Below are 26655 nucleotides of genomic sequence, written 5' to 3'. Positions count from 1 at the left end.
CATGGCTCACAAGAAGGGCCTCGGCTCGTCGCGCAACGGGCGCGACTCCAACGCGCAGCGGCTCGGCGTCAAGATCTTTGCCGGCCAGGTCGTCACGGGCGGCGAGATCATCGTGCGCCAGCGCGGCTCGCGCTTCAAGGCCGGCGACGGCGTCGGCATGGGCAAGGACGACACGCTGTTCGCCAAGGACGCGGGCATCGTCGAGTTCAAGACCGGCCGCCGCGGCCGCGTCGTGTCGATCCTCCCCGGCGAGGACGCGCAGCCCGCCGCCTAGCGTCCCCGTATCGGACCTGACACCCGAGCCCATGGTTGCGTGTGCAACCATGGGCTCGTGTCGTTCTCCAAGGCTCGCACCCCGACCCTCGTCCTCGTCCTGTGCTGCCTCGCGCAGTTCATGGTCATCCTCGACGTCTCGATCGTCAACGTCGCCCTGCCGTCCATCCGCGGCGACCTGGGCTTCTCGGCCACGGGGCTGCAGTGGATCGTCAACGCCTACACGCTGGCGTTCGCCGGGTTCCTCATGCTGGGCGGCCGGGCCACCGACCTCATCGGCCGGCGGCCCGTCTTCGTCACCGGCCTGCTGGTCTTCGCCTTCGCCTCGCTGGCCGGCGGCCTGGCCCAGACCCAGGGCATGCTCGTCGCCGCGCGGGCCATCCAGGGGCTGGGCGGCGCGATCGTCGCGCCCGCGACGCTGTCGATCATCATGACCACGTTCACCGAGGGCGCCGAGCGCAACAAGGCCCTCGGGCTCTGGGGGCCATGGGCGGCGTCGGCGGCGCCACGGGAGCGCTGCTGGGCGGCGTGCTCACCCAGCTGCTGTCCTGGCGCTGGATCCTGCTCATCAACGTGCCGATCGGCGTGGCCGTCGCCGTGGCCGCGCTGAGCGTCGTCCCCCTCGTCACGCGCGACGCCAAGGCCCGGCGGGCGTTCGACCTCGCCGGGGCCCTGACGGTGACCGCCGGGCTCGTGGTCCTCACCTACGGCATCGTCGAGACCGACCAGCACGGCTGGGCCTCCACGCGCACGCTCGTCACGCTCGGGCTGGGCGTCGCGCTGCTGGCGACGTTCCTGTTCATCGAGGGCCGGCTGGCCGCCGCACCGCTCGTCCCGCTGCGGATCTTCCGCTCCCGCGCGGTCAGCGGAGCCAACATCGTCGTGCTGTGCATGGGCGGCGCGGTCTTCGCGATGTGGTACTTCGTCTCGCTCTACCTCCAGGAGATCCTCGGCCTGGACCCGATCGAGGCCGGCCTCGCGTTCCTGCCGATGACCGCCGCGATCATCGGCACCTCGCAGCTGGCCGGCCGCCTCACCGGCCGCCTCGGCCCCGGCGTCGTGCTCTCGGGGGCATGGCGCTCATCACCGTGGGCATGCTGGGCCTCAGTCGCATCTCGGCCGACGGCAGCTACCTGGGCGACGTGCTCGCCCCCTCCGTGCTGACCGCCGCGGGCATCGGGTTCTCCTTCGTGCCGGTGACGATCGCGGCCACCGCAGGCGTCCGCGGCCCGGAGGCGGGCCTGGCCTCCGGCCTGGTCAACACGTCGCGCCAGGTCGGCGGATCCATCGGCCTGGCACTGCTGGCCACGGTCGCGACGCAGCACACCGCGGGCGTCGGGCCGGGCGTCGGCCCGCTTCGGGCTCTCACGGAGGGCTTCGCCCATGCCTTCCTGGTCGGCGCCGGGATCGCGGCGCTCGGCCTCGCCATGTGCCTGCTGCTGCTCGTGCGCGGCGTGCGGCCGGCCGCGGCCCCGGCCGCGGCCACCGAGCGCTCCGGCGGCTGAGCGCCGGGCGGCCGTCCCTCAGCCCGACTGGGCCGTGGGGCGGATGAGGATCTCGTTGACGTCGACGTGCGGCGGCTGGGAGACCGCGTAGAGCACCGCGCGCGCGACGTCGTCGGGCTCCAGCCGCCCTTCGCCCGGGTCGTCGAAGAACGGCGTGTCGACCGCGCCGGGCTCGATGAGCGTCGTGCGCACACCCGTGCCGTCCAGATCGGCCCGCAGCGCCTCGCCCATGGCGGTGACCGCCCACTTCGTCGCGGAGTACAGGCTGCCAGGCAGCGCCCTGCGCCCGGCCACCGAGCCCGTCAGCAGCAGGTGGCCGCGGCTCTCGGTCAGCGCCGGGATCGCCGCCCGGGCCGTGTAGGCGGCGCCCAGGACGTTCGTGAGCACCATCTCGCGCCAGTGCTCGGGCGTCTCCTTCAGCCAGCCGCGCGCGGCGCCGAACCCCGCGTTGGCGAACGCGACGTCCAGGCGCCCGAAGTGCTGCAGGGCGGCGGCCACGAGCGCCTCGTTGTCCTCCCAGCGGGTGACGTCGGTCGCGACGGCCACGGCGCGCCCGCGGCCGCCGAGCTCGTCGGCCAGGGCCTGCAGGCGGTCGGCGGAGCGGCCGGCGAGCACGAGCCGGTGGCCGGCCTGCGCGGCCCGGCGCGCGGTGGCGGCGCCGATGCCCGAGCCGGCGCCGGTGATGAGGAAGACGGGGTCGTGAGCCATGTGGGGCTGGTTCCCCACTACCGTCCTTGGCTCACATGCTGTACGACAAGGCGCGCATCTTCGTCCAGGCGGGCGGCGGCGGGAACGGTTGCATGAGCTTCCGCCGCGAGGCGCACGTGCCCAAAGGCGGCCCCGACGGCGGGGACGGCGGGCACGGCGCCGACGTCGTGCTGCGCTGCGACGACTCCCTGCGCGACCTGCAGTCCTTCAAGCGCAAGGCGCACTACAAGGCCGGCCGCGGGCGCCACGGCGAGGGCGCGCTTCGCCACGGCGCCGACGGCGAGGACCTCGTCGTCCGCGTCCCGCCCGGCACCCAGGTCACGACGGAGGACGGCACCGTCCACGACCTCGTGATCCCCGGCCAGGAGGTCGTCGTCGCCCACGGCGGCCCCGGCGGCAAGGGCAACAAGAAGTTCGCCGGCGCCACCCGGCAGTCGCCGACGTTCGCCGAGCGCGGCCTGCCCGGCGAGGAGGGCTGGCTGGACCTGCGGCTCAAGCTCCTGGCCGACGTCGGGTTCGTCGGCGTGCCCAACGCGGGCAAGTCCTCGCTGCTGGCGCGCGTCACGCGCGCCGCGCCGAAGATCGCCGGCTATCCGTTCACGACGCTGGAGCCTGTCCTCGGCACGCTGGACGGCGAGGACCGCCAGCTCGTGCTCGCCGACATCCCTGGGCTCATCGAGGGCGCCGCGGGCGGCGCGGGGCTGGGCCACGACTTCCTGGCCCACGTCGAGCGCACCCGCCTGCTGGTCCACGTCCTGGACCTCGCGCCCCTGGACGGCTCGGACCCCGAGGCCAACTTCGCCACGATCGAGCACGAGCTCGGCGCCTACGACGCGCGGCTCGCGCGCCTGCCGCGCATCCTCGTGCTCTCCAAGGCCGACCTCGTCTCGCCCGAGGAGGCCGAGGTCGTCGCCCAGGTGTGGCGCGAGCGCTTCGCCGCCGAGGTCCCCGAGCGCGAGCCCTGGGAGCCCGTCGCCGAGCCCACCCCCGTCCTGGTGACCTCGGCGGCCACCGGGGCCGGCCTGGACGAGCTCAAGGCCGAGCTGCTGCGCCGCGTTCCCGTGGAGACCGGCCCGGCGCCCCTGCCCGGCGCCGAGGACGAGGCGCTCGAGGAGCACCGCCTGTTCCGCCCGGCGCCGCGGCGGCGGGCCGAGTTCGCCGTCGAGGCCCTCGAGGAGGGCGGCTGGCGCGTGGTCGGCGACGCCGTCGACCGGCTCATCGCCCGCCACGACCTCGAGAACGAGGACGCGCTCATGCACGTCGAGCACCGCCTGCACAAGATGGGCGTCATCCGCGCGCTGGAGGCCCAGGGCTTCGAGCCGGGTGACGACGTGGAGATCGCCGGCATCGTCTTCGAGCTCGATCCCGGCTAGGCCGCACCGGAACGGGGGAGGGGCCGCTGGACGCTCGTCCGAGCGCCTGGCCAGAACTGGGGACGCCCCGCGGGACACGCGTCGAAGGCCCTTGGGGCGCGGCGCCCACGCTCCGATCGGGAGAACATGATCCGCCTCGCGTTCTCCACCATCGTCAGCGCGGCGCTGCTGTTCGTGCCGGCCGCCGTGCACCTGTAGGTCCCCCGACGGCGCTCGCGCCGTAGGCTTGCGGGCCGCATGGCCCGGCACGTCATCAAACTCGGCTCGGGGATCGTCGCCTCCGACGACGGCGCCCTGCGCGCCGACGTCCTGGCCGGCATCTGCGACGAGATCGCCGCCCGCCGAAGGGCCGGCGACGACGTCGTCGTCGTCAGCAGCGGGGCCATCGCGCGCGGCATGCAGATCCTCGGCCTCACGTCGCGCCCCACCGCCATCGAGGACCTCCAGGCCGCCAGCGCCGTGGGGCAGGGCCGCCTGTTCCGCTTCTACGACGAGCTGCTGGCCGACCGCGGGGTCGGTGCCGCCCAGGTCCTGCTGACGTTCTTCGACCTCAGCCACCGCTCGCACTACCTCAACGCCCGCCAGACGCTGCGCCGGCTGCTGCAGTGGGGCCTGGTCCCGGTCATCAACGAGAACGACACGACCGCGACCGACGAGATCTCCTTCGGCGACAACGACTTCCTCGCCGCCCAGGTCGCGATCCTCGTCGAGGCCGACCAGCTCGTGCTGCTCACCGGCGTCGACGGCGTGTTCACGGCCGACCCGCGGACCCATCCCGACGCGCGCGTCGTGGGCGAGATCACCGACTTCGACGACCTCGAGTCCCACGCGGCGATCGGCGACTCGACCTCCGCGCTGGGCTCGGGCGGCATGCGCTCGAAGGTCGTCGCCGCCGAGATGGCCACGGCCGCCGGCATCCCGGCCGTCATCTGCAATGGCCTGCGCCACCAGGCGCTGGGCCGCGTCCTGGCCGGCGCGACCGACGAGGGCACGTCGTTCCCGGCCCGCGCGCTGGGCTACTCCTCGTTCAAGCTCTGGCTGCGCTACGCCAAGCCGTCGCGGGGCACCGTCGCCGTCGACGCGGGCGCCGCGCGAGCGCTGCGCGACGGCGGCACGTCGTTGCTGCCCGTCGGCGTCGTCGGCGTCTCGGGCGACTTCGGCTCCGGCGACGCGGTCGAGGTGCGCGAGGGCGCCCGGCTGCTGGGCAAGGGCATCGTCAACTACGCGGCGCCGGAGCTACGCCGCGTGATGGGCCTGCAGTCCCCGCAGGTCCGCGAGGTCCTGCCCCGCTCCGCGGAGGAGGCCATCCACCGCGACTACTTCGTCCTGGCCTGACCGGGCGGGGGGCGGCCGGCGGCCGGCGGCCCCCCGGGCCCGGCGGCGGACCCGGATACCCTTCAGGGCATGGCCACGACCGCCACGTCCGTCACCGATCTCTGCCGCGCCGCCCGTGCGGCGTCGCGCCGGCTGGCGACGCTGCCGACCGCGGAGAAGGACGCGGTCCTGCACCGCATCGCCGACGCCCTGCTGGACCGCACGCCCGAGATCCTCGAGGCCAACGCCCGCGACCTGCAGGCCGGCCGCGAGGCCGGGCTCTCCGACGCGCTCATCGACCGCCTGACGCTCGACGAGGGGCGGATCGCCGCGATCGCCGCTCAGGTGCGCGACATCGCCGCGCTGCCCGACCCCGTCGGCGAGGTCATCGACGGCTTCCGGCTGCCCAACGGTCTCGACGTCGCCAAGACGCGCACGCCGCTGGGCGTGGTCGCCGTCGTCTACGAGGCCCGCCCGAACGTCACGATCGACGCGGCCGCGCTGTGCCTGAAGTCCGGCAACGCGATCGTGCTGCGCGGCTCGTCGTCGGCGACGCAGTCCAACGCCGTGCTGGCGGCGATCGCCGCAGCCGAGGCGCCCGAGGGCGCCGTGCAGCTCGTGGCCGGCGGCGGGCGCGAGGAGCTCGCCGAGCTCGCCACGCAGGACGACCTCGTCGACCTCATCATCCCGCGGGGCGGCGAGGGCCTGAAGAAGGCGCTCGTCGACGTCGCCACCGTGCCGATGATCTTCGCCGCGTCGGGCAACTGCCACGTCTACGTCGACGCCGACGCCGACCTCGACGCGGCGCGCGACATCATCCTCAACGCCAAGACCCAGCGCCCCGGGGTCTGCAACGCGGCCGAGACGCTGCTCGTGCACCGCGACGTCGCCGGCGCGTTCCTGCCCGGCGCCCTGCGGGCGCTGCGCGAGGCGGGCGTCGAGCTGCGCGGCGACGAGCGCGTGCGCGCGATCGACCCCGAGGTGGCCGAGGTCGCCGACACCGACTGGGACACCGAGTTCCTGGCCCTCGTGCTGGCCGTCGGCGTCGTGGACTCCGTCCAGGAGGCCATCGATCACGTCAACCGCCACGGCTCCGGGCACTCCGAGGCCATCGTGACCGGTGCCTACGCCGCCGCGCGCGCGTTCGAGCTCGGCGTCGACGCGGCCTGCGTCTACATCAACGCCTCGACGCGCTTCACCGACGGCGGCGAGTTCGGGTTCGGCGCCGAGATCGGCAACTCGACCCAGAAGCTGCACGCCCGCGGCCCGATCGGCCTGCGCGAGCTCTGCTCGTTCAAGTACGTCGTGCGAGGGGACGGGCACGTCCGCGGCTGACGGGCGGGGGTCCGGCCCGCCCGCCCGCCGCGTCGGGATCCTCGGCGGCACGTTCAACCCGCCGCACATCGCGCACCTGCTCTGCGCGCAGGAGGCCCACGACCAGCTCGGGCTCGACCTCGTGCTGCTCATGCCGGTGGCCGCGCCGCCCCACAAGGAGGCCGAGTCCGACCCCGGCGCCGCGGCCCGCGTGGCCATGTGCGAGCTGGCCGTGGCCGGTGACGAGCGCTTCGCGGTCTCCGAGCTCGAGGTGCAGCGCGGCGGCGCGTCCTACACGGTCGATACCCTGAGGGCACTGCATGCGACGCTGCCGGGGGACGACCTGACGTTCATCGTCGGAGGCGACATGGCCTTCAGCCTCCCGACGTGGCGTGAGCCCGCGGAGGTGGTGACCCTCGCACGGCTGGCCATCGCCGAGCGCGAGGGCGCGCGCCGCGGCGATATCCTGGAGCGGCTGGCGACGATCCCCGGCGCCGTCGATCGCGCGGACTTCTTCGATCTCCCAAGGATGGACGTGTCGTCCTCGCTCGTCCGGCGGCGTGTCGTCACCGGGCGCCCGATCCGGTACCTGGTGACCGATCCGGTCGCCGAGTACATCGCGCAGCACGGCCTGTACGCGGGCCCGGTCGGATCCCCAACCCCGTCAGCATGACCACGGAGGAAGCGTCGTCTTGCCCAGCCAGACCATTCAGCAGGATCCACAGGACACGACCATGAGCCCGGAGCGCCTCGCGCAGCTCGCGGCCTCCTACGCGGCCGACAAGAAGGCCATCGACCTCACCGTGCTCGACCTGCGCGGGGTCTCGAGCTACACGGACTTCTTCGTCGTGTGCTCGGGCAACACCGACCGCCAGGTCAAGGCCATCCACGACGCCGTCCACGAGGGCCTCAAGAAGGACCACGGGATGCTGCCGCGCCGCGTCGAGGGCCTGGGCGAGGCGCGCTGGGTGCTCATGGACTACTTCGACATCGTGGTGCACATCTTCGTGCCCGAGGTCCGCGAGTTCTACCGCCTCGAACAACTCTGGGGCGACGTCCCGCGCCTGGACGTCGAGCTCGAGGACGTGCCCGTCCGTCCCTGACGCACGGCCGCGCTGCACGTTGGGGCACCTCATGCCCCGCAAACCTGCTCATCGACGCTCCCGGGCTTGCTCACCGGGACATCCACATCCTCATCGTCGACGACAGCCTGGAGATCCTCGTGCTGCTGCTATGACGGGGCGGATCGCCGACGTCGCCCACGTCTTCGACGCGTTCGTCCACGCGCGTCCCTGCGAGCATCGAGGACGTCGTGGCCGAGATCGTCGGGCTGCGGGGCCGCCAGTTCGACCCCGGCGGTCCACGCGTTCCTGCCGATCGACCACGCGGCGCTGACCGCGCCCGCACGCGCGGCGCCGGCCTCGCCGCGGCTCGCGACGATCAGCTGACGGCGGGCCCCGGCCGGCGCGCCCGCACGGCGCCGGCCAGCAGCACGAGCAGCCCGACCGCGAGCGCGGCGTTCAGCGACAGGTCGGCGAGGTTCATGCTCGCCCCGTGGGTGCGGGGCTGGATCCAGTCGACGACGCCGCCGCGCAGCGGGCCGGGCGCGCGCAGGAGTCGGTCGGCGAGGTTTCCCAGCCCGCCCCCGAGCATCAGGCCGACGGCAACGGCGCCCAGCCGGGTCTGCACGACCCGCGCCACCGCGACCATGGCCCCGAGGGCCACCAGCGCCAGGACCGACACGAGCACGGGGTGCCCGGGCAGCAGGCCCGCCGGGCCGCCGTGGTTGCGGTACAGCAGCAGGTGCAGGTCGCCGGCGACGTGGACCGCGCCCCGGCCGGCGAGCGCGTGGGTGGCCACGGCCTTCGTGGCCGCGTCGGCGGCGAGCACGGCCAGGGCGACGCCCGCGATGGTCCGGCCGTGGCGCATGGGGGGACGGTAGCGGCCAGGGGGTCCGAGCCGTCAGCACAGATGTGCTACAACGTGCGCTCCGGCGCACGGGGCGGGGGTCCAGGCCCCTCGCGCGTCGGTCTCGCTTCGTGGCGCACACCCGGTCGGCGTGACCTCGTCGGGCGGCGGTGCGTGCGCTTGTCCGTGTTCCGAGACCGAAGGCCCCGAATCTCGTGTCGACCACCTCGCGCCTGACCACCTCTGACCGCGTCGCGACGCTCGAAGGCTCGATTCGGCCAGGCTCACCGAGCCCCATGGGCCAGTGGCGGTGGCGATGCCCGGCGGTCCGTCGCGCGGCGAGCATCGTCCTGGTGCTCATGGTCGGCCTCGGCGCATGGAACGTGTCCGGCGCCGGCGCTGCCACGGTCCCTCTCGGCGCGCGAAGCTTCGACGCCGCGTGCACCTCGGCGGGGAGTGGGGACGTCATCACGGTTCCGGCGGGCAGCTACGGCGCCCAGTACGTCGGGTGCACGAAGGCCGTGACCTTCCAGATCGATCCTTCAGCGCAGATCGCGCTGCTCGACGTGCACGGCGCGAGCGGACCGACGTTCGACGGTGGCACCTATATCGGCACTTCGGCCGATGGCGCCGTGTCACTGACCAACACCAGCAACGTGACGGTCCGCCACGCCCGGATCCACAACATGGTCTACGTGGAGGGCACGGTCGACACGACGATCTCCGCCAACGTCATCGAGCCCGCACCCGGCGGGACGACGTGGTCCAACGGCGACATGATGGACATCTACGAGCAGACACGCAGCCCGCAGTCCAACCTGCGCCTGACGATCGCCGACAATGTCTTTCACGGGCTCCGTGCCCCGACCCCGTCGTCGCACTCCGACGCGCTTCAGTTCTGCAACTGCGGCAACGTCAATCAGATCCCGCAGCAGATCAAGATCCTGCGCAACCGCTTCTACGACAACGAGTGCATGAACATCCGGACGAACGACCGAGACGACGTGCTGATCGAGCAGAACGTGTTCGGGGACACCGTGACCGGCATCAGCGGCTGCGGCTACTACAGCCTCGACGTCTTGGCCGCCGACGCAGACGTCCGCTACAACACCTTCCCTGGGCGCCAGAAGATCCAGGTCAACTCGGCGGCGGACACAGGGCAGTCGCAGACGTGGGTCGGCAACGCCGGGGTCGGGATGAGCACGAGCTGTGACGCGGTTCGGGCGACCTACTCGCACAACGTGTGGACATCGCAGAAGTGCGGGTCCACGGACGTGCAGGTCGCCTCGCTCAAGCTCAACCCCGACGGGAGCCCGCTCGCGGGGTCGCCGGTGGTGGATGCCGGGGACCCGTCGACGTTTCCGGCATTCGATGTGATGGGCGACGTCCGGTTCGCCGGGCGTGGCCCCGACGCCGGCGCGTTCGAGTTCGGCTCGACGACCACCGTGCCCGTTGATTCCAGCCCGGCGCCGACACCGAGTGGTCCGCAGCCTCCCGGACGGACCAACGGGCCCTCGCCCCCGCAAGGGCCCGGCCCGGCCCCCGGCTCCGGCGGGTCTGCGGCCCCCTTGCCGTCCGCGGGCGGCGGCGGAGTCGCGACGCCGAGCGGGCTCGTCGCGGCCTATGGCTTCGACGAGCTCAAGGGGACGGTGATCACCGACACCTCTGGGCACGGTCTCGACGGTCACCGCCATGGCGGCAGGCGGACGGCATCCGGTCGGTTCGGTCGCGCAATGACCTTCGACGGTCACGGGGCCCACGTCACGATCCCGGACGCCCCGGCACTCCGGCTCTCGCGGCGCATGACGCTCGAGGCCTGGGTCCGCCCGACGGCTGCCGCCGGCCAGCGGGTGATCCTCGTGAAGGGTCTGCAGGGAAGCATGAGCTACGGGTTGTACGCCAGCGACGGTCGTCGCCCCGGCGCCCGGCTCGTGACGGCGCGCCACATCAGCCGCGTGCGGGCGCAGAAGGGACTGGCCCGACGGGCCTGGAGCCACGTCGCCATCACGTATGACGGTGCGTACCTCGTTCTCTACGTCAACGGTGTGCGGTCGGGGTCGACCAGGACATCTGGAGCCCTGCTCCCAGGCCGCGGCGCCTTGCGCATCGGCTCCGGCTTCAGGGGCACGCTCGACGAGATCCGGATCTACAGGCGTGCGCTGACCCAGCGCGAGGTCGCCGGGGACATGGGCCGCCCGGTGACGGGCTGAGCCTGGTCCGGTCGGCACCGGCTCGCGATCGTCGCGCCGCGCGCGGCCGGCTGCGCAGGCGCCCGCACCGGACGTTGGCGCGGCGGCCCCGCTTTGGGGAATACTGCGGCATGGCCACCACCTCTGCCCCGCCGATCGCCGATGTGCTCGAGGGGATCCCCCTCTTCGCGGGGCTCTCCAAGCGCGACCGGCGGCGACTCGCCAAGGGCATGAAGGAGCGCGTCTTCGCGCCGGGGCGCGAGGTCGTCACCGAGGGCCGCACCGGCGCCGGGTTCTTCATCATCCTCGAGGGGACGGCCGCGGTCACGATCGGCGGCACCATCGTCCGGACGCTCGGCCCGGGGGACTCCTTCGGGGAGCTTGCGCTCATCGACGGGCAGGCGCGCGCCGCGACCGTGACCGCCGACACCGAGCTGCGCTGCCTCACGGAGACGCTGTTCGGCTTCAAGACCTTCGTCCAGAGCCAGCCCGCGGTGGCCTGGGCGATGCTGCAGGCGCTCGCACGCATCGCGCGCGAGAACGCGACGCGCTGACCGGGCCTGCCCCGGCCGGACGCACGAAGGGCCCGCCGGAGCGGGCCCTTCGTGTGAGTGGAGCTAGCCGGGCTCGAACCGGCGACCTCCTGCATGCCATGCAGGCGCTCTCCCAGCTGAGCTATAGCCCCAGGTCGAGATCCATCTTAACACCGTCGCCCGGAGGACGGACGGCCGGCGCCCGCCCGCGCGGCGCCTCAGCGGCGGCCGGGGACGAACTCCGGCACGTCGAAGTCCTCGTCGGGCTCGGCGCGGCGGCCGGGCGCCGGCGGTGACGCCGCCGCGGGGGCGTCGGCGCGCGCCGCGCCACGACGGGAGGGTGCGGTCGTCCGCGTCGCCCGCGGCGCGGGGTCGGTGGCGCCGGCGGGCGTGGCCTGTTCGAGGTCGGCGGTCAGGCGCGCGTGGGCGAGCTTGACGTCGTTGAGCAGGCGCTCGGCGTTGCGCCGCAGCGAGTCGCTGAGCTCCTCGAGGTGGCCGGAGAGAGTGGTGCCGTCGTGGAGCACGCCGCGTGCGGCGTCGTGGGCCTCCTGGATGATGTCGCGCGCGTCGCTCTTGGCGCCGCGCTTGACCTCCTCGACGTAGGCCTCGGCCTCGGCGCGGACCAGGGCGGCCTCGTCCTGGGCCTCCTGCACCGCGGCGTGCCGGCGGTGCTCGGCCTCCTCGCGGACCCGCGCGGCGTCGTCGTGGATCTGGCGCACCGACTCGCGCGCCTCGGCCTCGACGGCGGCGGCCTCGCGGCGGGCGGCGTCGACGATCTCCCGGGCCTCGGCCTCGGCCGCCTCGACCCGCAGGTCGGCGGCGCGGTCGGCCTCCGCGATGCGCTCCCGGACGCGCTCCTCGGTCTTGGTGCGCAGGTCCTCGGCGGCGCGCTCGGCCGCCTCCACGATGGCCGCGACCTTGGCCGAGGCGACCGAGATGCCGCTCAGCGGGCGCTTGGGGGCGAAGGACGCCGCCAGGTCGTCGAGGTCGTCCAGCCCGCCGGCGCTCGGCGCGCGCCGAGCCGTATCCTCGGGCGGATGGTCGGTGAAGCGATCCTCCACGCCGGGGATGGTAGGTCCGGGCCGCCGCGGGACCGCAAGAACACGATCAGCCGAGGACGCCCGACGGCCCGTCCTGTGCCCGACGCGTAGCTGTCGCGACCGCGCAGCTGCCGCAGCGCCTCCTCGAGGGCGTGGCCCGGCTCCTCCTCGGCGGCGGGCCGGCCCGGCTCGCCCCACACGAGCGAGTGGATGAACTCATGATCATGGCCGTCGCCGACGGCGATGCGCACCTCGAACCACAGGGGCCGCCAGCCGCGGTCGGCCAGCCGGCGCGAGCCGGGGTTGCGCTGGAGGCCCTCGCTGCGCTCGACGGGGCCGGGGTCGCGCAGGAGCCCACGCGCCGACCCCAGGCGCGCCGCCGCCGGCGCGACGGCGGGCAGGTGGGTCAGGCGCAGGCGGGCAGCGGCATCGCCAGCATGAAGCGGGCGCTGCCGCCGCGACGTGCGCGGCGGTGACGGAGCAGGCGGCGGAGGGGCTTGGGCATGGCTCTCCCCGTCGATCGGCAGCGGGCGTCCTCGCTGTAGCCTGCAGAACGTGGCCGACTATCGCTACGACCCGAAGGACATCGAGCCTCGCTGGCAGCAGGTGTGGGCCGACGAGCGCACCTGGGAGGTGTCCAACGACGAGGTCGGCGGGGCGCCCAAGTCCTACGTCCTGGAGATGCTCCCGTACCCCAGCGGCGAGCCGCACATCGGCCACCTCAAGGTCTACTCCGTCGGCGACGCGGTGGCGCACTTCCACCGGCGCACGGGCCGGCGGGTCCTGCACCCCATGGGCTATGACGCGTTCGGGCTGCCGGCCGAGAACCACGCTATCCGCACGGGCCAGCACCCGCGCGAGTCGACCGAGGCGGCGATCAAGTCCTTCCAGAAGCAGTTCCGCGAGTGGGGCATCTCCATCGACTGGTCCCGGGAGCTGGCCACCCATCAGCCCGAGTACTACCGCTGGACGCAGTGGATCTTCCTGCAGCTCTTCGAGAGCGGGCTGGCCTACCGCAAGGACGCCGCGGTCAAGTGGTGTCCCCACGACGCGACGGTTCTGGCCAACGAGCAGGTCATCGACGGGCGCTGTGAGCGCTGCGGCCACGAGGTCGAGGTGCGCCAGCTCGAGCAGTGGTTCTTCCGCATCACCGACTACGCCGACCGCCTGGTCGAGGACCTCGACACGATCACGTGGCCCGAGCACGTCAAGACGATGCAGCGCAACTGGATCGGACGCTCGGAGGGTGCGGAGGTCACCTTCCACTGCGCGGAGGTGGGCATCGACTACCCCGTGTTCACGACTCGCCCCGACACGCTGTTCGGGGCGACGTTCTTCGTGATGGCCCCGAGCACCCCGACCTCGAGCGGCTCATCGCCGGCACGGGGCGCGAGCAGGAGGTGCGCGACTACATCAACCACGCGATGGGCGAGTCCGTCGAGGAGCGCGGCGACACCGACAAGCCCAAGACGGGCGTCTTCCTGGGCCGCCACGTCATCAACCCCGTCAACGGCGAGGCGCTGCCGATGTACGTCGCCGACTACGTGCTCATGGAGTACGGCACCGGCGCGATCATGGCCGTGCCGGCCCACGACGAGCGCGACCACGCGTTCGCCGAGGTCTACGACCTGCCGATCCGCCGGGTCATCGCCGGCCCCGAGGGCGACGACGAGCTGCCCTACACCGGCGACGGCCCGCTCGTGGACTCCCATCCGGACTTCGACGGGCTGGGCAACCGCGAGGCCCTGGACCGGATCGTCGACTGGCTGGACCGCGAGGGCAAGGGCCACCGGTCGGTCAACTACCGGCTGCGAGACTGGCTGGTCTCGCGCCAGCGCTACTGGGGCGCGCCGATCCCCATCGTGCACTGCGAGCGCGACGGCATCGTCCCGGTCCCGGCCGACCAGCTCCCGGTCGTGCTGCCCGACGTCACCGACTACAAGCCCAAGGGCAAGTCGCCGCTGGCCGCCGCCGAGGACTGGGTCCACACGACCTGCCCGGCCTGCGGCGGTCCCGCCCTGCGCGAGACCGACACGATGGACACGTTCGTCGACTCGTCCTGGTACTTCCTGCGCTACTGCGACGCGCGCAACGACCAGCAGGCCTGGGATCCCGCGATCCTGGCCGAGTGGATGCCCGTCGACCAGTACATCGGCGGGGTCGAGCACGCCATCCTGCACCTGCTCTACGCGCGCTTCTTCATCAAGGCGCTGGCCGACCTGGGCCACCTCTCCGTGCAGGAGCCATTCGCGCGCCTGTTCACGCAGGGGATGATCACCAAGGACGGCGCCAAGATGTCCAAGAACAAGGGCAACGTGGTGCCCCCCTCGGAGATCGTCGAGCGCTTCGGGGCCGACACCGCCCGCTGCTACATCCTGTTCATCGGGCCGCCCGACCAGGACGCCGACTGGTCGGACTCGGGCGTGGAGGGCATGCACCGCTTCCTCGGACGGCTGTGGCGCACCTCCGCGCAGGCCGCCGACGAGCTGCCCGACGTCGGGGTGCCCGACGACCTGGACCCCGACGCGCTGCGCATCGTGCGCAAGGCCCACTGGGCCATGGAGAAGGTCACCAACGACTTGGACCAGCGGTTCGCCTTCAACACGGCGATCGCCGCGGTCATGGAGCTGCTCAACGAGGTCACGATCGAGAAGCGCGGGGCCGCCGACCCCGGCAGCGTGCGCTTCGTCCTGGCCACCGCCGCCTCGCTGCTGTTCCCGTTCGCCCCGCACGTGAGCGCCGACGCCTACGAGCGCCTCACCGGGCGGCGCGTGTGGGAGGAGCCCTGGCCGGCGCCCGACCCCGCGTTCCTGGAGACCGACACGTTCGAGCTGGTCGTCCAGGTCAACGGCAAGGTCCGCGACCGCGTCGAGGCGCCCACGGGTGCCGCGAAGGACGTGCTGCTCGAGCTGGCCCGGGCCCAGCCCAACGTGCGCGCCCACATCGACGGCAAGGACGTCGTCAAGGAGATCGTGGTGCCTGGCAAGCTCGTCAACGTCGTCGTCCGCGGCTGAGAGCGGCGTCGCCGTGGCCGGGGAGTCGTACGTCGCGGTCGTCGGCAGCGGCGAGGCCGACGCCGGCCAGGCCTGGCTGGCGGAGGAGGTCGGCGCAGCGCTCGCCGAGGCCGGTGCGGTCGTCGTGACCGGCGGGCTCGGCGGCGTGATGGAGGCTGCGTGCCGCGGCGCGAAGTCCCGGCGCGGCCGCACGCTGGCCCTGCTGCCCGGCGACGACCGCCGCGCCGCCAACGGCTGGGTCGACGTTGCCGTGGCCACGGGGCTCGGCGAGCTTCGCAACGGGCTCATCGTGCGCAGTGCCGACGCGGTCATCGCGATCGGCGGAGGAGCGGGCACGCTCTCGGAGATCGCCTTCGCGCTGAAGACCGGGACGCCGGTGTTCGGGCTGGGGACGTGGGACACGGAGGGCATCGTCGCCGCGACCGACGCGGCCGATGCCGTGGCGCGCGCGATCCGGCACGCCTCCTCCGCAGTCTCGTGACACCGCGCGCGCCCCGCGGCACGCGGCCACGCCTAGGTTCGCGGTGTGCCCGATCTCAGCCGCTCCGAGCTCGCCGCCTACGCGGCCTGCGCCGTGCTCGTGGCGCTCCTGGGCTGGCGCGCCCTGCACGCGGGTGGCGGCGCGCCGGCGGCGGTGGCGTCCTCGTCGCGCGGGCCGGTTACCGCAACCGTCGCGGCGGCGCCATCGGCGCGTCCGCTCGTCCACGTCGTCGGCGCGGTCCGGCGGCCGGGCGTCTACCGGCTGCGCGCCGGCCAGCGCGTCCAGGACGCGATCCGCCGCGCCGGCGGGGCGGCCCGCGGCGCGGATCTGCAGGCCATCAACCTGGCGGCGAAGGTCGCCGACGCCCAGCAGGTCGTCGTACCGCGCCGCAGCGCCGCGGGGGCGGCCCCCGCCGCCGCGCCGGGGGCCACGGGGCCGCCCGGGACGGCCTCGGCGCCGGCGCCGGTGAGCCTGAACGCCGCCACGGCCGAGCAGCTCGACACCCTCGAGGGCGTCGGCCCGGCCACGGCGCGCAAGATCCTCGAGTACCGGCAGGCCCACGGCGGGTTCCGCAGCGTCGACGAGCTCGCCCAGGTCCCCGGCATCGGTCCCAAGAAGCTCGAGGCGCTGCGCGCGCAGGTGCAGGCGTGACGATCGCCGTGCGTCGGCCCGCGGCCGCGGCCGCGCGCGACCACCCGCGTCACCTCGTCCTCGCCTGCGCGGTGCTCGGCCTTCTCCTGGGCCCCCGGGCGCCGGCGGGCGCCGTCGTGGGCGTGGCGCTGCTCGTCGCGCTGGCCGCCGCCGGCGCCGGGTGCGTGCGGCCGGCGGCGCTGGGCCTCGTGCTCGGGGCCGTGGTGCTCGTGGCCGCCGTCGCCGCCCAGGCGCGCACGGCGGCCCTGGACCGTACGCGGCTGACGCCCGAGCTCGGCCGGATCGTCTCGGGGTCGGTCACGTTGCTCACCGCGGTGCGGACCGATGCGTTCGGCGGCCGGCGCGCCGTGGCGTCCTGGCGGGGCGAGCGCGTCCTGCTGCGGCTCCCCCGGTGGGGCACGGCCGCCACCCCGCCGGGCATCGGGGACATCGTGGTCGTTCGGGGCCGGCTGCGGGCGGCCGACCGCACGGCCCGCGCCGCCCGCGCGCACGCGGTGCTCGCGGCCTCCCATGTGCGTCCGTCCGGGCGCCGGCGAGGAGGTGCGGCCGGGCTCGTCGACGCGATCCGCCGCCGCGCCGAGTCGTCGCTGGACGGTGGCCTGCCTCCCGCCGAGGCCGGGCTGCTGCGCGGCATGGTCCTGGGCGAGGATGAGGCCCTGCCGGGCGACGTGGCCGACGACTTCCGCGCGGCCGGGTTGAGCCATCTGGTGAGATAATCCTATATAGGCAGAACCAAGGGGACAGCAAGAGGGGCCTGTGCTTCGACCCGCCGAGTCCGCGCGGCCGGCCCCGCCGGGAGGACGCGAGTCGGTAGAGCCCCGGGGTCGGCGACCGATAGCCCGCTCCTCGCCCGGGGCGTCAACGCAAGAGGCAGGCCGAATGCAGCCGTCACCTCCCGTCTGAGGCCCACCACCAGGGGACGGGAGACGAGGCACACGCTGGGGCAACCGCCCCGAGGCAGGAGAGCACCAAGCCCGTAGTTGGACCCCCGAGGACTTCGAGGGGGCACCGGACGGCCAGGGGAGCGTGGACGGAGCGGAAGGCCGCCGATGGAAAGGCGGCCACCCCCTCGGGGCAGGGGGGAGGCGTTTGCAGTGCCTCGGATCGCTCGGCGGGCCCCTCCACGACTGCGCGTCCCCTGTCAGGAGGACCTACGCGGGCGGACGACCTCGGGCGGTGGCGTCGCTGACCGATCCAAAGACGTGACCGAACATCTAGAGTGCCGGCCGTGGACCGGAGGCTGAAGTGGGCTCAGACAGTCATGCTTGCCGAGGATTTCGCGACGAAGGATCGCGTCGTGGCCCAGCACATCCTCGACAGCTTGAACCAGTGGCACGCGAAGCTGGACTTCGGTCACGAGCCGGTCCCGGACGAGTGGGACGACTTCCCGGAGCGGCAGAGGACGGATTGGGCTCACGAGCGCTTCAAGCTGCTCAACGACAAAGCCCGTGCGGAGCTGCGCGCCGTCCTCGGGGAGCCGACCGCGTTCCGCGCGCCGTCCGTCTCCGACCCACCGCCTACAGCGGCGACTGACGTAGCCAACACGATCTTCGTTGTTCACGGCCACGCACACGCGATCCTTCACGAGGCGGTTCGCGTTCTCGAGCGCGGCACCGGGCGCGAGGTGGTCGTCCTACACGAGCAGCCGAACCGGGGACAGACGATCCTTGAGAAGTTCGAGTCGCACGCTGCTGGCGCTGCCTACGCGGTCGTGCTTCTCACGGGCGATGACGTCGGCGGCGTCGCCGACGGCGAGCAGATGCAACGCCGCGGCCGGCAAAACGTGGTCTTCGAGTTCGGGTTCTTCTGTGCTCAACTCGGGCGCAAGAAGGTCGCCGTTCTCATGTCGGAAGGCGTCGAGAAACCATCGGACATCGATGGGCTCGTCTACATCGGGCTCGACCCCGCGGGCGCCTGGAAGCTGGCCCTGGGACGCGAACTGGAAGCCGCCGACATCCCGTTCGACCATCGCAAGATTCCGTGACGCGAGGGCGAACGGCGCCGCCAGCGGCCGCACGACCCGCGGCGGGCCCTTCGCAGGCGCTAGCCGGTCGCGCACGGAACGACGAGCACGACGACGCGGTCGAAATAGCTCAGTAGGTTTCACCGATGGCCGCGACCGTCTCGCAGGACGCCGACGCATACCTCGCCCAGGCCATCGTGGCCGAGCTGAGCCACGGCGCCCTGGACGCCACGTGGTCGTTGTTCAACGAGCTCGGCTGGGACGACGAGACAGACGTCGACGCGAACATGGAGGTCTACTCATGGTCGCGCGGCGCCGAGACGGTCTCCTCCGCCCTTGCTGCCTCGAGCGGCTGGTGGGCGATCGCGGCCGGCGCAGTCGTGGCAGCCGAGCAGTCTCACGAGCCGGAAAGCCTGCGCGAGCTCGTGGCTCTGGGCGCCGAGCTCGGCTTCGTCGTCGTGGGGCTGGAGTCCGGATCGCTCAAGATCCTGCTGTCAGCGTCCGCGAGAGGACGCGTCAAGCGCTTCGCCGCAGCGACCCTGGTGCTCTCGTCCATCGGTGCAGCACTTTCGACCGCGACCGGCTACACCGCGCGCGACCTCATCAAAGGGCACGGTGCAGACGGCGCTCGCTGCGACATCGACTACTCCCACGACCTCACTGAGGAAGCACGCGGCGTCGCGCGGGATCTACTCGAGCACCTTCCCACAGGCTGCTCGCTCAAGATCAACCTGCGGACCGGGAGCTCCGGCGGCCTGTCGACGCACATGCCGCCCGTCGATGACCCGGCGCGTAGGTCCGAGGCGCTTGATCCGCATCTGTCGCCGCTCGAATTGGAGATGCTCACCCTCCTTCGTGAGGCGCACAGCCCTAACGAGATTCAAGAGCGCCTCAGCCTGCCGGGCGAGAGCTACTACAAGATGCTCAACCTAATCGTGCGCAAGCTAGGGGCCAACGACATCGAGGGAGCGCTGATCCGAGCCATCGAGGCTGGGTTCGTGAGCCCGGCCTGACTCGCGCGTACGCCCTCGGACTAGGACGTTCAGGAGAGCCGCCGGCGGCGTCGACGACATCGTGTGGCGCCTGCGCACGACCCGTGCCAGCCCGAGCGCACGTCCGGGCGATCGCGACGCCCCATGACAAGGCAACCGGCTGAAGCGGCCTCCGGCGCCGGCCTCGTCCTCGCGGCGGGGTCGATGGTCGACCGCCCTTGCGGTCGTTGACCACGCTGCCATCTACCTGCGTGCGGGCCCGGTTCCTCGCGGCCGGGCCCGACACGCAACAGCCCCGGCTACCGCACCAACATGGGGTCGATTCCTACCCCGTCGTCTCACGAAATCCTTCGAAGGAGCGGGTGCCGACGCGCTCGTCGGTACCAATCACCCCATGTTGGTCCGGAGCGGGCTATACGCTTGTCCTACAGGTTGAACCGCTAGGCGACGTCGTCGCAAGGACGGATCGATGCACACCTTGAAGACCGTGGTGCCACACGAGCTGCACGAGGCGATCCGAGCCAGGGCGCGAGCCGCCGACCGCTCGGTGAGCCGCGAGGTCCTGCGGGGCCTGCGCTGGTACGTGGCCGCGACCGCAGAAGACGACGGGGCGGCCCGCCAGCCGCCCCGCGCCGAAAACCTCGACGGGAAGACGCCCCGCCATGACGAACGCTACTCCCCCCGCTGACCCCAACGACGGCCCCGCCGAGCGGACCCCGCCCACCAACAGCCTCCCCGCCGCGCTCGTCGAGGTCGCGGGCTGGAGCGGGATGCAGGTCACGACCGAGACGGTCGAGAACGCCGACGGCTCCCGGACCCAGGTCATGTCGATCGGCCGGCCCCGCTCCGCGCGTCGAGCCGGCGGCACCCGGCGCCAGCCGAACGCGCCACGCCGATCCCGGACTCGAGCGCGCGGTCATCGGTCGCCGCGCGCGCGAGCGACGGCTACCGCGCGAGACGACGGGGAGCTACCCAGGGCCCCGGCGCTCTCGGCGCCGCGGCCTGCCGTTCGCGTCCTGCGCGCCCGCGTCCTGTTCGACGAGCTCACGCGCTTCATGCCCCGGTCGCTCGGCGGCGTCGCATCGCTGCCCCGCGTGCAGGGCTGGGACCCCGAGACGCTCGCGCGGGCGGTCGACGACCTCGTCGCCTGCGGGGCGCTGACCGACGACGCCATCGGCGTCCTGTGCGTCGACCCGCGCCGGCGGCCGTGAGCGTCCGGGTCATGTCCTGGGTCTTCGATCACTCCGACGTCGAGCACCGCGGCGACCTTCTCGTCCTGCTCGTCCTCGCCGACCACGCCCACGACGACGGGACGAGCGCGTTCCCGAGCGTCGCGACGATCGGCAAGAAGGCGCGGCTCACGCGCCGCGGCGCCCAGCTCGCGCTGCGCCGCCTCGAGGCGTCCGGCGCGATCGCGAAGGACGAGGCGACGAACACCCCGCGGGGGACCGTGTCCTACTCGATCCGGATGGGGGCGAACTGAGTGCGCTGCGAACTCACTACGCGGGGCGAAGTGAGTGCCCCGAGGGGGCGAACTCACCGACGCAGGGGGGCGAAGGGGAGTTCGCCCGAACCATCCTTTAACCATCAGGGAACCATCACCATCACAACAGCTCGCGTACTTCATGGTGATGGTGTCCTCTCGACGAGAAGGACACCCCGATGAGCGCGGCCCGCGAGGAGCTCCGGCAGGCCGTGCATCGCGGCGACGACGTCGCGATCGACCGCCTGGGCTGGGCCGCGGTCTTCGAGGTCCTCGACCGCTTCTGGGCCAAGAGGCTCGCGACGGCCGACCGGCTCGCCTACGCCACCGCCGTCGGGCACGTCCCGGCCGACACCGTCCGCGACACGCTCGTCGCCCTGGCCAGCAGCGGGCAGAGCCCCTACCGCCCCGCGCCCGCGCAGCTCGCCGCCGCCGTCGCACCGACCGCCACCAACACACCCCCAGGTGGCCGGCGCCTGCGCACCGACCAACACCCGGTCGCCCTCGCCCGGGTCCGCGAGCTCCTCGCCGCAAGCCACCCGGTCTGCGGCTGTCGCGGCGCCCGCCAGTTCCTGCGCGACGCGGCCGGCGTCATGCGCTGCGCCGCCTGCACCGGCCTCGAGCAGGGACAGGCCGACACCGCCCTCGAGGCCGACCAGCCCGACGAGGCGCTCGCCGCATGAACCCCAACAAGGAGAACGGCGCCGTGACCGACCGCCAGATCGAACGCCTCGACACCGCGCGCCGCGGCCTCGACGCCGCACGCGCCAGCCACGACCACGCACGCCGCGTGCTCGACGAAGCGATCCGTGAGCACGAGGTCGCAGCCGCCGCGCTCGCCGAGCGCCTGCGCCTCGTCGTCGGCCGACAGGAACGCGACGAGCTCACGCTCAACGTCGGAACGGGCATCCACTGATGGGCACCGCCGCCTCCACCGCCCCGACCCCGGACCCACCGGCCGACCGCGTCGTCCTGCTCGACGACGGCACACGCGTTCTGCGCGTCGTGTTCGGCGCAGAGGAGCCGTGGGCCGGACCCGGCCAACAGTGCGCCACGTGCGCCGCGTGGCTCGGCGCGCCGCACGTCGCAGGCTGCGGCGCCGAGCACTGCGCCCGATGCCGGATGAGCCCCGCGACCTGCGCCTGCGAGCACGACGAGAGCAGCGAGGACCTCGTCTTCGGCCCGCCGCGACCTGACGGCGACCTCGCGACCCAGGGGGGTACCCCGACCTCCCGGCGATCGGGACCGGTGAGGGGAGCTGCGGCGCGCGCCGGCTCGACGCCGAGATCGGGGGGTCCAATGCCGCCCAGACGGGTTCACGGGCGCCCGGAGACGACCTCGAGGCGGCGGCCTGATGGGCGCGACGCCGACGTTCGAGCGCCCGCCGGCCGGCCTTGACGCGCACTGGCTCGGCGTCTGGCGCACGGCGCTGAAGGCACTTAAGGCGGCCGGGACCTGGGACCAGGCGCTCTATCCGCTGCTCGTCGAGTACCTGCGGGCGTTGCAGGCAGCCGACGCGGCGCGCACGAAGGGCCACACCACGGCCTGGGACCGCGCGGCACGTCGAGCGATGGCGCTCGCCAGCCAGCTCGGCCTGACGCCCGCGGGGCAGCGGCGAGGCGACAGACGGCCCGCGACCCGGCGACCGGCGGCGCCCGTCGCTATCGACCCGATCGACGAGCTCGCCGCGGCCCGCGCCACCCGCGCGCACACACCGGGCACGGCCGACGCTCTGCCCGCGTCCTGGACGCGGCCGAGGGACGACGCATGACCAAGAACTTCAACTTGGACGCTGCTGCTGCGGCGTCCTGGACGCGACGACGGCGTGCCGCGGGCGGGGTAGCTCCGGCCCTGGGTAGCTCGGGGGTTCCTTCTTCCTCCCGAGTGGCCCGCGGCACGCCCGAGCGTCGCGACCCCACGACCACAGGAAGGACGGCCGCCGCATGCGCCTCAGCCACCTGACCCATCCCCTACTCGGCGCCGGGCTCGCGAGCCCGACGTGGCGTGCCCTGCCGCCTGTGCACGCGGCGGCGCTGTTCGCGCCGTTGCCGGCGCCCCCGGCCGGACCGCTCGCGATCCCGGTCCCGCCCCTGCGCGACGTCCTCGAGCACGGCCCCGACAAGGGCGCCGCACTGATCGCCGCCATGCACCCCACCAGCAACCCGGAGGAGCGCCGATGACCACCGACCCCGACCCCGACGAGCTCGACCCCGAGGGCACCGCGCTGCGCCGCGCCCTCGTCGAGCACCACGACCGCCAGCAGCGAAAGCACGGCCACCCCGCCCTGATCGCCGCAATGCAGAACACGAACCGCCCCGAGCCGCCCGACGGCACGACCGGCGACCCCGACAACGACCCGAAGGAGCACCACGCATGAGCCGTCTCAACCCCGACCAGTACAAGTCGGTCTTCGCCGAGCCCGACGGCCCGGCCGCCGTCCGCTACGAAGCGCTGATCGCGCGCCGGCAGGAGCTCCGCCACGAGCTCAACGGGCTCGAGGCCGACCGCCGCGCGCTCGTCGACGCACACCAGCAGGCCGCGACCGCCGTCGAGCAGGCCACCCAGACGATCGCCGCCCGCGCCGCGCTCGGCGACCTCGACGACCGCGCCACCCCCGACGTCCAGGGCCCGAAGAAGCGCCTCGCCGAGATCGAGGCCCAAGTCCAGGCGTTCGACGTCGATCGCCTCCGAGTGCTCGAGACGGCCGTCGCCGAGCTCGACGCGATGCTCGTCGCCCACGTCGCCGGCCACACCGCCGAGCTCCAGAGCGAGCGCGCCGACCGCGAGGACGAGCTCGCAGACCAGCAGCGCGCGATCTTCGAACAGGTCCAGCGCCTACATCGCGCACGCCTGCGGCTGCGGACCGCCCGCGCCGTCCTTGGCGACACCTCGCCGGACCCGATCCACCCGCATCGCGACGTCACGCCCGACTACGCCCGGATGGCCGACCTCGTGCCGGCGGCCGTGCGCCCGAAGGCGCAGAGCGCGACGGGCGAGCCCGTGACACCGCCGTTGACCCGCGCGGCCTGAGCACGCACGACGGGCCCGCAGCGCCCTGTACGGGCGGTCTGCGGGCCTGCGCGGCCCCTCGGTCCGGCCTCCCTGGCGCAGGCGTATGGTTCGCGCCATAGGCACAGCGAGGAAGGACACCATGAACGACAGCCACCGCAGCCGGCGCGGCCTGACCCGCGACGACCTCGACCGCGCCGCCCGGGTCGTGCAGGCGATCGCGGCGTTCCCCGCGATGTCTGAGGGCGTCGTCGGCTTCGGCGCCCACGGCCTCGACGGCGGCTACTGGCTCGACGGGATCAACAACTTCGTGACCGGCATCGACGAGATCGAGGTCGCGATCCCCGACCGGGCGGGGACCGACCTCGCCGCCTGTTGGCAGGCCGTCCTCGCCGCAGTCAGCGGCCATCGCGCCGAGGTCGAGCTCCGCGCGTCGGACTGGATGGCCCGGGAGCACCGGCAGACGGGCCGGGCCGAGGCCGAGATCGCCGACGAGCAGGCGCGCATGCGCGACCTCGCCGCCGACCTGACGGTCGTCGACGCCGTCGAGCCGCTGCTCTGCCCCTGGTGACTTGATACGAACACACGTTCGTATTACGGTCGGGCAATGACCGACTCCTTCACCCCGATCGTCTCCCTCCAGACCCGCACCTGCGGGATCTGCGCTCGCACCCTCCGACTCGACCCCAAGCAGCCCGGCTGGACGCCCGCCACCTACCAGGGCCACAAGGTCTGGGCCTGCCCGACCTGCGCCCGCACAGGCCGCACCGACCGACCGCGCCCCGGCACGAGGTAGGCCGTCGACGTCGCGGTCGCCGTACCCGCTGTCCGCGCGGCCAGGGATGCTGGTCGCCTGATGCACGCGCACCAAGCCTCGATCGGAGTCCCGGTCTGGGCCGCCATCGTCCTACCCGTGCTGACGGCGCTTCTCGGCCTGCTCGGCGGCGGCGTCGTGCGCTTCCTGCTCGACCGCCGGGCCGAGGCCGCGCGCGCCGTCGGCTACGCCCGCGTCGTCCGCGAGGAGCTCTCCGATGCCGCGCGCCGCCTCGACGCCGACAACCTGTGGCTGCTCCCGACCAGCGCCTGGGAGCAGTACAGCAGCGACCTCGCCGGCGCCCTGCTCGAGGAGGAGTTCCTCCTCCTGAACGCGACCTACCGGGCCATAGCCGTCCTCAACGCGCGCATGCAGAACATCGTCGCGCCGATCCCCGGCGCGGCGCCGTTCCCCGCGACGGTTGACGACCAGACGCGCCACGAGCGGGCTATCACTGCGGCACTCGTGGCGCAGGGACTCTCCGCGGTCGCGTGGTTGGCGCGCGGCGACGTGCCACTCGTGCGGCGGCGTCGCGTCGCCGTCGTTATGACGGTCGACCCGCTCGCATCCTGCCGATGCGCACACCGCTGGGACCACCACCGGTGGGAGTGGAAGCCGCGGCGCGTGCGGCTCCGCTGGCGACAACTCAATCTCCGGATCGTCGCGCATGAATGCAACGTCGAGGGCTGCTCGTGCAGGTGGTTCCGCGAGCCCGGGGCAACTCACCTGCCCCGCTGGTTTCAACGGTTCGGACCCGGCACGCAAGGGCGCCCGCTCGGTCACGACGAACCCGACCCCGAGCCAGGCCCCGACCCGAGCATCCCGGCGACCGCGCAGCCCGGCGCGATCGTCGACGCCAGCGAGCCCTAGCCCCGAGAGGGATCAGGCGCCCGTCGTGGACTCCTGGTCTGCTCTCACCGTGGCGTGCATCCAGGCCAGCATGTCACCGGGCAACGCGAGCTCCAGAGTGCCCGGAACGCGTTCGGTCACTATCGGCGGGCTGGGCTGCGCGTCGTCGCGGATCACGAACGCCAGGAGCGGCCCGACGTAGTCCGGCGCCCGCGTATCGAAGAACACCCCGTAGAACTTGGACCGCAGGGCGGGCACCCCCTGGCTGACCAGCCCTCGGATGAACGCCTCGGCTCCGGCGCGGTCGCCGGCGCCCACGGCCGTCATGAGATGGAGCGCCGTCCGATCGGTCGAGGGCTCGAAGACACAGAGGACCGACATCTCGTCCTTGACCATGTACTTGAAGGACGGTTCGAGGAGCTCGAGACGCTCGACGCCGCCTGACCCGTCGAAGGTTGCCCGAATCGTCATGTAGGTGACGTCGGCGACATACTCGAACGACTCGCCCGACCACAGCAGCATCTCGTAGCCGTGGCCGATCCGAAGCTGTCGAAGGCCCTGCCCGAGCACTTCGTCTGCCATTAGGTTCGTGCCGACCGTTAGGAGCGCCTCGTCGACTGGCTGGTCGGAGTCGGGGGCGGCGACGAGGCCCTGCTCGCCGACCATGCGATCGAGAACCTCGCCCCCGGACCCGACGTGCCACACCTCATCCCAGTGCACGACGCCGGGGAGCGCGCTGTCCCACTTGAAGCGGTGAAACCCGGGGTCGATCACCCACCCGACCAAGGACACCGGCCCGACGTAGTCGGCGACGTCGAGCCCCGTGAGTGCGTCCTCCATCTGACGGCGGGTGGCGCGCGCCGGCAGTGCCGCCCGCAGCCCATCCACCGCACGGTCGGCCGCGTGCATGCTGCCCGTCCAGCCGACGGCCACCGTCGGAGACAGGCGGGTGATCTTCTTGCGCACGCCTGCGTCGCGTCCGTCGCCGGTCAGTAGGAAGTCGCCGAGCATCGCCGGCTGTCCGTGAGCGAAGAAGCACCCAACGACGGTCACGGGGCTGATGGTCCGCCTCGACTCGGACGTTGTGCATGGGGAACCGGCCGACGCCGCGGCTAGGGTTCGTCATCGAGCGTTCCTGCGGACGTCTCTTCATAGCCGTGGTCGAGGCCCGGGAGTGATCCCGGGCCTCCCGCGTTGGCGATACGCCGGATGGGCGCGTATCGTTCGCCGGGCTATGAAGTC

General features: G+C 73.1%; 31 protein-coding genes, 1 tRNA gene and 2 pseudogenes. 29 read left to right on the top strand and 5 right to left on the bottom strand.

Annotation, left to right across the window (positions count from 1 at the left end; genetic code table 11):
- Position 1 precedes the first annotated feature (1 nt).
- The 3 genes and pseudogenes from rpmA to FSW04_RS20260 all read left to right on the top strand — a co-directional run bounded on the left by rpmA (position 2) and on the right by FSW04_RS20260 (position 1778).
- A complete protein-coding gene (gene rpmA, locus FSW04_RS20275; RefSeq protein ID WP_146922047.1) occupies positions 2 to 274 on the top strand; it encodes a 50S ribosomal protein L27 in 273 nt (90 codons plus the stop codon).
- A 120-nt stretch (positions 275 to 394) separates the two neighbouring features.
- Positions 395 to 1437, top strand: a pseudogene (locus FSW04_RS28695) (MFS transporter).
- Positions 1416 to 1778 carry an MFS transporter gene (locus tag FSW04_RS20260; RefSeq protein ID WP_187368949.1) on the top strand — a complete coding sequence of 121 codons (363 nt, stop codon included), beginning with the start codon at positions 1416 to 1418 and terminating at the stop codon, positions 1776 to 1778. The pseudogene FSW04_RS28695 and the gene FSW04_RS20260 overlap by 22 nt, the downstream one beginning before the upstream one ends.
- An 18-nt stretch (positions 1779 to 1796) precedes the next feature.
- Here FSW04_RS20260 and FSW04_RS20255 read toward each other — a convergent pair whose 3' ends face one another.
- The gene (locus FSW04_RS20255; RefSeq protein ID WP_146922044.1) at positions 1797 to 2486 is read right to left on the bottom strand and encodes an SDR family oxidoreductase; all 690 of its coding nucleotides are present in this window, start codon (positions 2484 to 2486) and stop codon (positions 1797 to 1799) included.
- 35 nt (positions 2487 to 2521) lie between these two features.
- Here FSW04_RS20255 and obgE point away from each other — a divergent pair, with 35 nt between their 5' ends.
- The 5 genes from obgE (at position 2522) to rsfS (ending at position 7590) form a co-directional block, all read left to right on the top strand.
- On the top strand, positions 2522 to 3859 hold the full coding sequence (obgE, locus tag FSW04_RS20250; protein WP_146922043.1) for a GTPase ObgE: 1338 nt from the start codon (positions 2522 to 2524) through the stop codon (positions 3857 to 3859).
- A gap of 237 nt (positions 3860 to 4096) precedes the next feature.
- Complete coding sequence (gene proB / locus FSW04_RS20245; RefSeq protein ID WP_146922042.1) at positions 4097 to 5194, top strand: glutamate 5-kinase; 1098 nt, start codon at positions 4097 to 4099, stop codon at positions 5192 to 5194.
- A 69-nt stretch (positions 5195 to 5263) separates the two neighbouring features.
- Positions 5264 to 6508, top strand: coding sequence for a glutamate-5-semialdehyde dehydrogenase (locus FSW04_RS20240; RefSeq protein WP_146922041.1), 1245 nt, complete (start codon positions 5264 to 5266; stop codon positions 6506 to 6508).
- A gap of 37 nt (positions 6509 to 6545) precedes the next feature.
- Complete coding sequence (gene nadD / locus FSW04_RS26385) at positions 6546 to 7160, top strand: nicotinate-nucleotide adenylyltransferase (RefSeq protein ID WP_228431330.1); 615 nt, start codon at positions 6546 to 6548, stop codon at positions 7158 to 7160.
- A gap of 61 nt (positions 7161 to 7221) precedes the next feature.
- Positions 7222 to 7590, top strand: a complete 369-nt coding sequence (gene rsfS / locus FSW04_RS20230; RefSeq protein WP_146922039.1) for a ribosome silencing factor — start codon at positions 7222 to 7224, stop codon at positions 7588 to 7590.
- 337 nt (positions 7591 to 7927) lie between these two features.
- On the opposite strand, the gene FSW04_RS20225 is transcribed toward rsfS, so the two are convergent.
- Positions 7928 to 8416, bottom strand: a complete 489-nt coding sequence (locus FSW04_RS20225; RefSeq protein WP_146922038.1) for a signal peptidase II — start codon at positions 8414 to 8416, stop codon at positions 7928 to 7930.
- 194 nt (positions 8417 to 8610) lie between these two features.
- On the opposite strand from FSW04_RS20225, the gene FSW04_RS20220 reads away from it, so the two are divergent.
- Both FSW04_RS20220 and FSW04_RS20215 read left to right on the top strand, forming a co-directional pair.
- Positions 8611 to 10605: a LamG-like jellyroll fold domain-containing protein gene (locus FSW04_RS20220; protein ID WP_146922037.1), complete on the top strand. Its 1995-nt coding sequence runs from the start codon at positions 8611 to 8613 to the stop codon at positions 10603 to 10605.
- Between the two features lie 110 nt (positions 10606 to 10715).
- Positions 10716 to 11138, top strand: a complete 423-nt coding sequence (locus tag FSW04_RS20215) for a cyclic nucleotide-binding domain-containing protein (RefSeq protein WP_146922036.1) — start codon at positions 10716 to 10718, stop codon at positions 11136 to 11138.
- A gap of 58 nt (positions 11139 to 11196) precedes the next feature.
- Here the strand turns inward: FSW04_RS20215 and FSW04_RS20210 are convergent.
- Together FSW04_RS20210 and FSW04_RS20205 are read right to left on the bottom strand one after the other, a co-directional pair.
- Positions 11197 to 11269, bottom strand: a tRNA-Ala gene (locus FSW04_RS20210).
- Between the two features lie 66 nt (positions 11270 to 11335).
- Positions 11336 to 12178, bottom strand: coding sequence for a hypothetical protein (locus FSW04_RS20205; RefSeq protein WP_146922035.1), 843 nt, complete (start codon positions 12176 to 12178; stop codon positions 11336 to 11338).
- Positions 12179 to 12309: 131 nt separating this feature from the next.
- Between FSW04_RS20205 and FSW04_RS20200 the strand changes: the two genes are divergently transcribed.
- The 19 genes and pseudogenes from FSW04_RS20200 to FSW04_RS20115 all read left to right on the top strand — a co-directional run bounded on the left by FSW04_RS20200 (position 12310) and on the right by FSW04_RS20115 (position 25434).
- The gene (locus tag FSW04_RS20200) at positions 12310 to 12633 is read left to right on the top strand and encodes a hypothetical protein (protein ID WP_187368948.1); all 324 of its coding nucleotides are present in this window, start codon (positions 12310 to 12312) and stop codon (positions 12631 to 12633) included.
- A gap of 79 nt (positions 12634 to 12712) precedes the next feature.
- Positions 12713 to 15171 (top strand): annotated as a pseudogene (gene leuS / locus FSW04_RS27970) (leucine--tRNA ligase).
- A 13-nt stretch (positions 15172 to 15184) separates the two neighbouring features.
- Entirely contained in the window at positions 15185 to 15652 is a 468-nt protein-coding gene (locus FSW04_RS20190; protein WP_146922033.1) for a TIGR00725 family protein, read from the top strand.
- 45 nt (positions 15653 to 15697) lie between these two features.
- The gene (locus tag FSW04_RS20185; RefSeq protein ID WP_146922032.1) at positions 15698 to 16303 is read left to right on the top strand and encodes a ComEA family DNA-binding protein; all 606 of its coding nucleotides are present in this window, start codon (positions 15698 to 15700) and stop codon (positions 16301 to 16303) included.
- Positions 16300 to 17019, top strand: a complete 720-nt coding sequence (locus FSW04_RS20180) for a hypothetical protein (protein ID WP_146922031.1) — start codon at positions 16300 to 16302, stop codon at positions 17017 to 17019. The genes FSW04_RS20185 and FSW04_RS20180 overlap by 4 nt, the downstream gene beginning before the upstream one ends.
- 512 nt (positions 17020 to 17531) lie before the next feature.
- Positions 17532 to 18287, top strand: a complete 756-nt coding sequence (locus tag FSW04_RS20175) for a TIR domain-containing protein (RefSeq protein WP_146922030.1) — start codon at positions 17532 to 17534, stop codon at positions 18285 to 18287.
- Positions 18288 to 18412: 125 nt separating this feature from the next.
- On the top strand, positions 18413 to 19279 hold the full coding sequence (locus FSW04_RS20170; RefSeq protein ID WP_146922029.1) for a helix-turn-helix domain-containing protein: 867 nt from the start codon (positions 18413 to 18415) through the stop codon (positions 19277 to 19279).
- A 448-nt stretch (positions 19280 to 19727) separates the two neighbouring features.
- The gene (locus FSW04_RS20165) at positions 19728 to 19946 is read left to right on the top strand and encodes a hypothetical protein (protein ID WP_146922028.1); all 219 of its coding nucleotides are present in this window, start codon (positions 19728 to 19730) and stop codon (positions 19944 to 19946) included.
- Positions 19947 to 20313: 367 nt separating this feature from the next.
- A complete protein-coding gene (locus FSW04_RS26380; RefSeq protein WP_187368947.1) occupies positions 20314 to 20469 on the top strand; it encodes a hypothetical protein in 156 nt (51 codons plus the stop codon).
- Entirely contained in the window at positions 20466 to 20741 is a 276-nt protein-coding gene (locus tag FSW04_RS20160) for a helix-turn-helix domain-containing protein (protein ID WP_146922027.1), read from the top strand. The genes FSW04_RS26380 and FSW04_RS20160 overlap by 4 nt, the downstream gene beginning before the upstream one ends.
- A 179-nt stretch (positions 20742 to 20920) precedes the next feature.
- The gene (locus tag FSW04_RS20155; RefSeq protein WP_146922026.1) at positions 20921 to 21424 is read left to right on the top strand and encodes a hypothetical protein; all 504 of its coding nucleotides are present in this window, start codon (positions 20921 to 20923) and stop codon (positions 21422 to 21424) included.
- Positions 21421 to 21657, top strand: coding sequence for a hypothetical protein (locus FSW04_RS20150; protein ID WP_146922025.1), 237 nt, complete (start codon positions 21421 to 21423; stop codon positions 21655 to 21657). Before FSW04_RS20155 ends, FSW04_RS20150 begins: the two co-directional genes overlap by 4 nt.
- A gap of 438 nt (positions 21658 to 22095) precedes the next feature.
- Entirely contained in the window at positions 22096 to 22512 is a 417-nt protein-coding gene (locus FSW04_RS20145) for a hypothetical protein (protein WP_146922024.1), read from the top strand.
- A 172-nt stretch (positions 22513 to 22684) separates the two neighbouring features.
- A complete protein-coding gene (locus FSW04_RS20140) occupies positions 22685 to 22921 on the top strand; it encodes a hypothetical protein (RefSeq protein ID WP_146922023.1) in 237 nt (78 codons plus the stop codon).
- Positions 22918 to 23118 carry a hypothetical protein gene (locus FSW04_RS20135; RefSeq protein ID WP_146922022.1) on the top strand — a complete coding sequence of 67 codons (201 nt, stop codon included), beginning with the start codon at positions 22918 to 22920 and terminating at the stop codon, positions 23116 to 23118. The genes FSW04_RS20140 and FSW04_RS20135 overlap by 4 nt, the downstream gene beginning before the upstream one ends.
- Positions 23115 to 23771 (top strand): hypothetical protein, encoded by a 657-nt coding sequence (locus FSW04_RS20130; protein ID WP_146922021.1) that lies wholly within the window; start codon positions 23115 to 23117, stop codon positions 23769 to 23771. The genes FSW04_RS20135 and FSW04_RS20130 overlap by 4 nt, the downstream gene beginning before the upstream one ends.
- A 121-nt stretch (positions 23772 to 23892) precedes the next feature.
- Entirely contained in the window at positions 23893 to 24321 is a 429-nt protein-coding gene (locus FSW04_RS20125) for a hypothetical protein (protein WP_146922020.1), read from the top strand.
- A 36-nt stretch (positions 24322 to 24357) separates the two neighbouring features.
- Entirely contained in the window at positions 24358 to 24546 is a 189-nt protein-coding gene (locus FSW04_RS20120) for a hypothetical protein (protein ID WP_146922019.1), read from the top strand.
- A gap of 156 nt (positions 24547 to 24702) precedes the next feature.
- Positions 24703 to 25434 (top strand): hypothetical protein, encoded by a 732-nt coding sequence (locus tag FSW04_RS20115; protein ID WP_146922018.1) that lies wholly within the window; start codon positions 24703 to 24705, stop codon positions 25432 to 25434.
- Between the two features lie 12 nt (positions 25435 to 25446).
- On the opposite strand, the gene FSW04_RS20110 is transcribed toward FSW04_RS20115, so the two are convergent.
- On the bottom strand, positions 25447 to 26466 hold the full coding sequence (locus FSW04_RS20110; RefSeq protein ID WP_146922017.1) for a hypothetical protein: 1020 nt from the start codon (positions 26464 to 26466) through the stop codon (positions 25447 to 25449).
- Positions 26467 to 26655: the final 189 nt, after the last annotated feature.

This window comes from Baekduia soli (genome assembly GCF_007970665.1).
Taxonomy (GTDB): Bacteria; Actinomycetota; Thermoleophilia; order Solirubrobacterales; family Solirubrobacteraceae; genus Baekduia; species Baekduia soli.
The sequence above is the reverse complement of the archived record's forward strand: the minus strand, read 5'-3'. Positions and strand labels throughout refer to the sequence as shown.

Bases quoted from the DNA above. Each gene is read 5' to 3' on its own strand.
- rpmA (WP_146922047.1), top strand. From the start codon at position 2: ATGGCTCACAAGAAGGGCCTCGGCTCGTCGCGCAACGGGCGCGACTCC.
- FSW04_RS20255 (WP_146922044.1), bottom strand. From the start codon at position 2,486: ATGGCTCACGACCCCGTCTTCCTCATCACCGGCGCCGGCTCGGGCATC.
- obgE (WP_146922043.1), top strand. From the start codon at position 2,522: ATGCTGTACGACAAGGCGCGCATCTTCGTCCAGGCGGGCGGCGGCGGG.
- proB (WP_146922042.1), top strand. From the start codon at position 4,097: ATGGCCCGGCACGTCATCAAACTCGGCTCGGGGATCGTCGCCTCCGAC.
- FSW04_RS20240 (WP_146922041.1), top strand. From the start codon at position 5,264: ATGGCCACGACCGCCACGTCCGTCACCGATCTCTGCCGCGCCGCCCGT.
- rsfS (WP_146922039.1), top strand. From the start codon at position 7,222: ATGAGCCCGGAGCGCCTCGCGCAGCTCGCGGCCTCCTACGCGGCCGAC.
- FSW04_RS20225 (WP_146922038.1), bottom strand. From the start codon at position 8,416: ATGCGCCACGGCCGGACCATCGCGGGCGTCGCCCTGGCCGTGCTCGCC.
- FSW04_RS20215 (WP_146922036.1), top strand. From the start codon at position 10,716: ATGGCCACCACCTCTGCCCCGCCGATCGCCGATGTGCTCGAGGGGATC.
- FSW04_RS20170 (WP_146922029.1), top strand. From the start codon at position 18,413: ATGGCCGCGACCGTCTCGCAGGACGCCGACGCATACCTCGCCCAGGCC.
- FSW04_RS20165 (WP_146922028.1), top strand. From the start codon at position 19,728: ATGCACACCTTGAAGACCGTGGTGCCACACGAGCTGCACGAGGCGATC.
- FSW04_RS26380 (WP_187368947.1), top strand. From the start codon at position 20,314: ATGCCCCGGTCGCTCGGCGGCGTCGCATCGCTGCCCCGCGTGCAGGGC.
- FSW04_RS20155 (WP_146922026.1), top strand. From the start codon at position 20,921: ATGAGCGCGGCCCGCGAGGAGCTCCGGCAGGCCGTGCATCGCGGCGAC.
- FSW04_RS20150 (WP_146922025.1), top strand. From the start codon at position 21,421: ATGAACCCCAACAAGGAGAACGGCGCCGTGACCGACCGCCAGATCGAA.
- FSW04_RS20145 (WP_146922024.1), top strand. From the start codon at position 22,096: ATGGGCGCGACGCCGACGTTCGAGCGCCCGCCGGCCGGCCTTGACGCG.
- FSW04_RS20140 (WP_146922023.1), top strand. From the start codon at position 22,685: ATGCGCCTCAGCCACCTGACCCATCCCCTACTCGGCGCCGGGCTCGCG.
- FSW04_RS20135 (WP_146922022.1), top strand. From the start codon at position 22,918: ATGACCACCGACCCCGACCCCGACGAGCTCGACCCCGAGGGCACCGCG.
- FSW04_RS20130 (WP_146922021.1), top strand. From the start codon at position 23,115: ATGAGCCGTCTCAACCCCGACCAGTACAAGTCGGTCTTCGCCGAGCCC.
- FSW04_RS20125 (WP_146922020.1), top strand. From the start codon at position 23,893: ATGAACGACAGCCACCGCAGCCGGCGCGGCCTGACCCGCGACGACCTC.
- FSW04_RS20120 (WP_146922019.1), top strand. From the start codon at position 24,358: ATGACCGACTCCTTCACCCCGATCGTCTCCCTCCAGACCCGCACCTGC.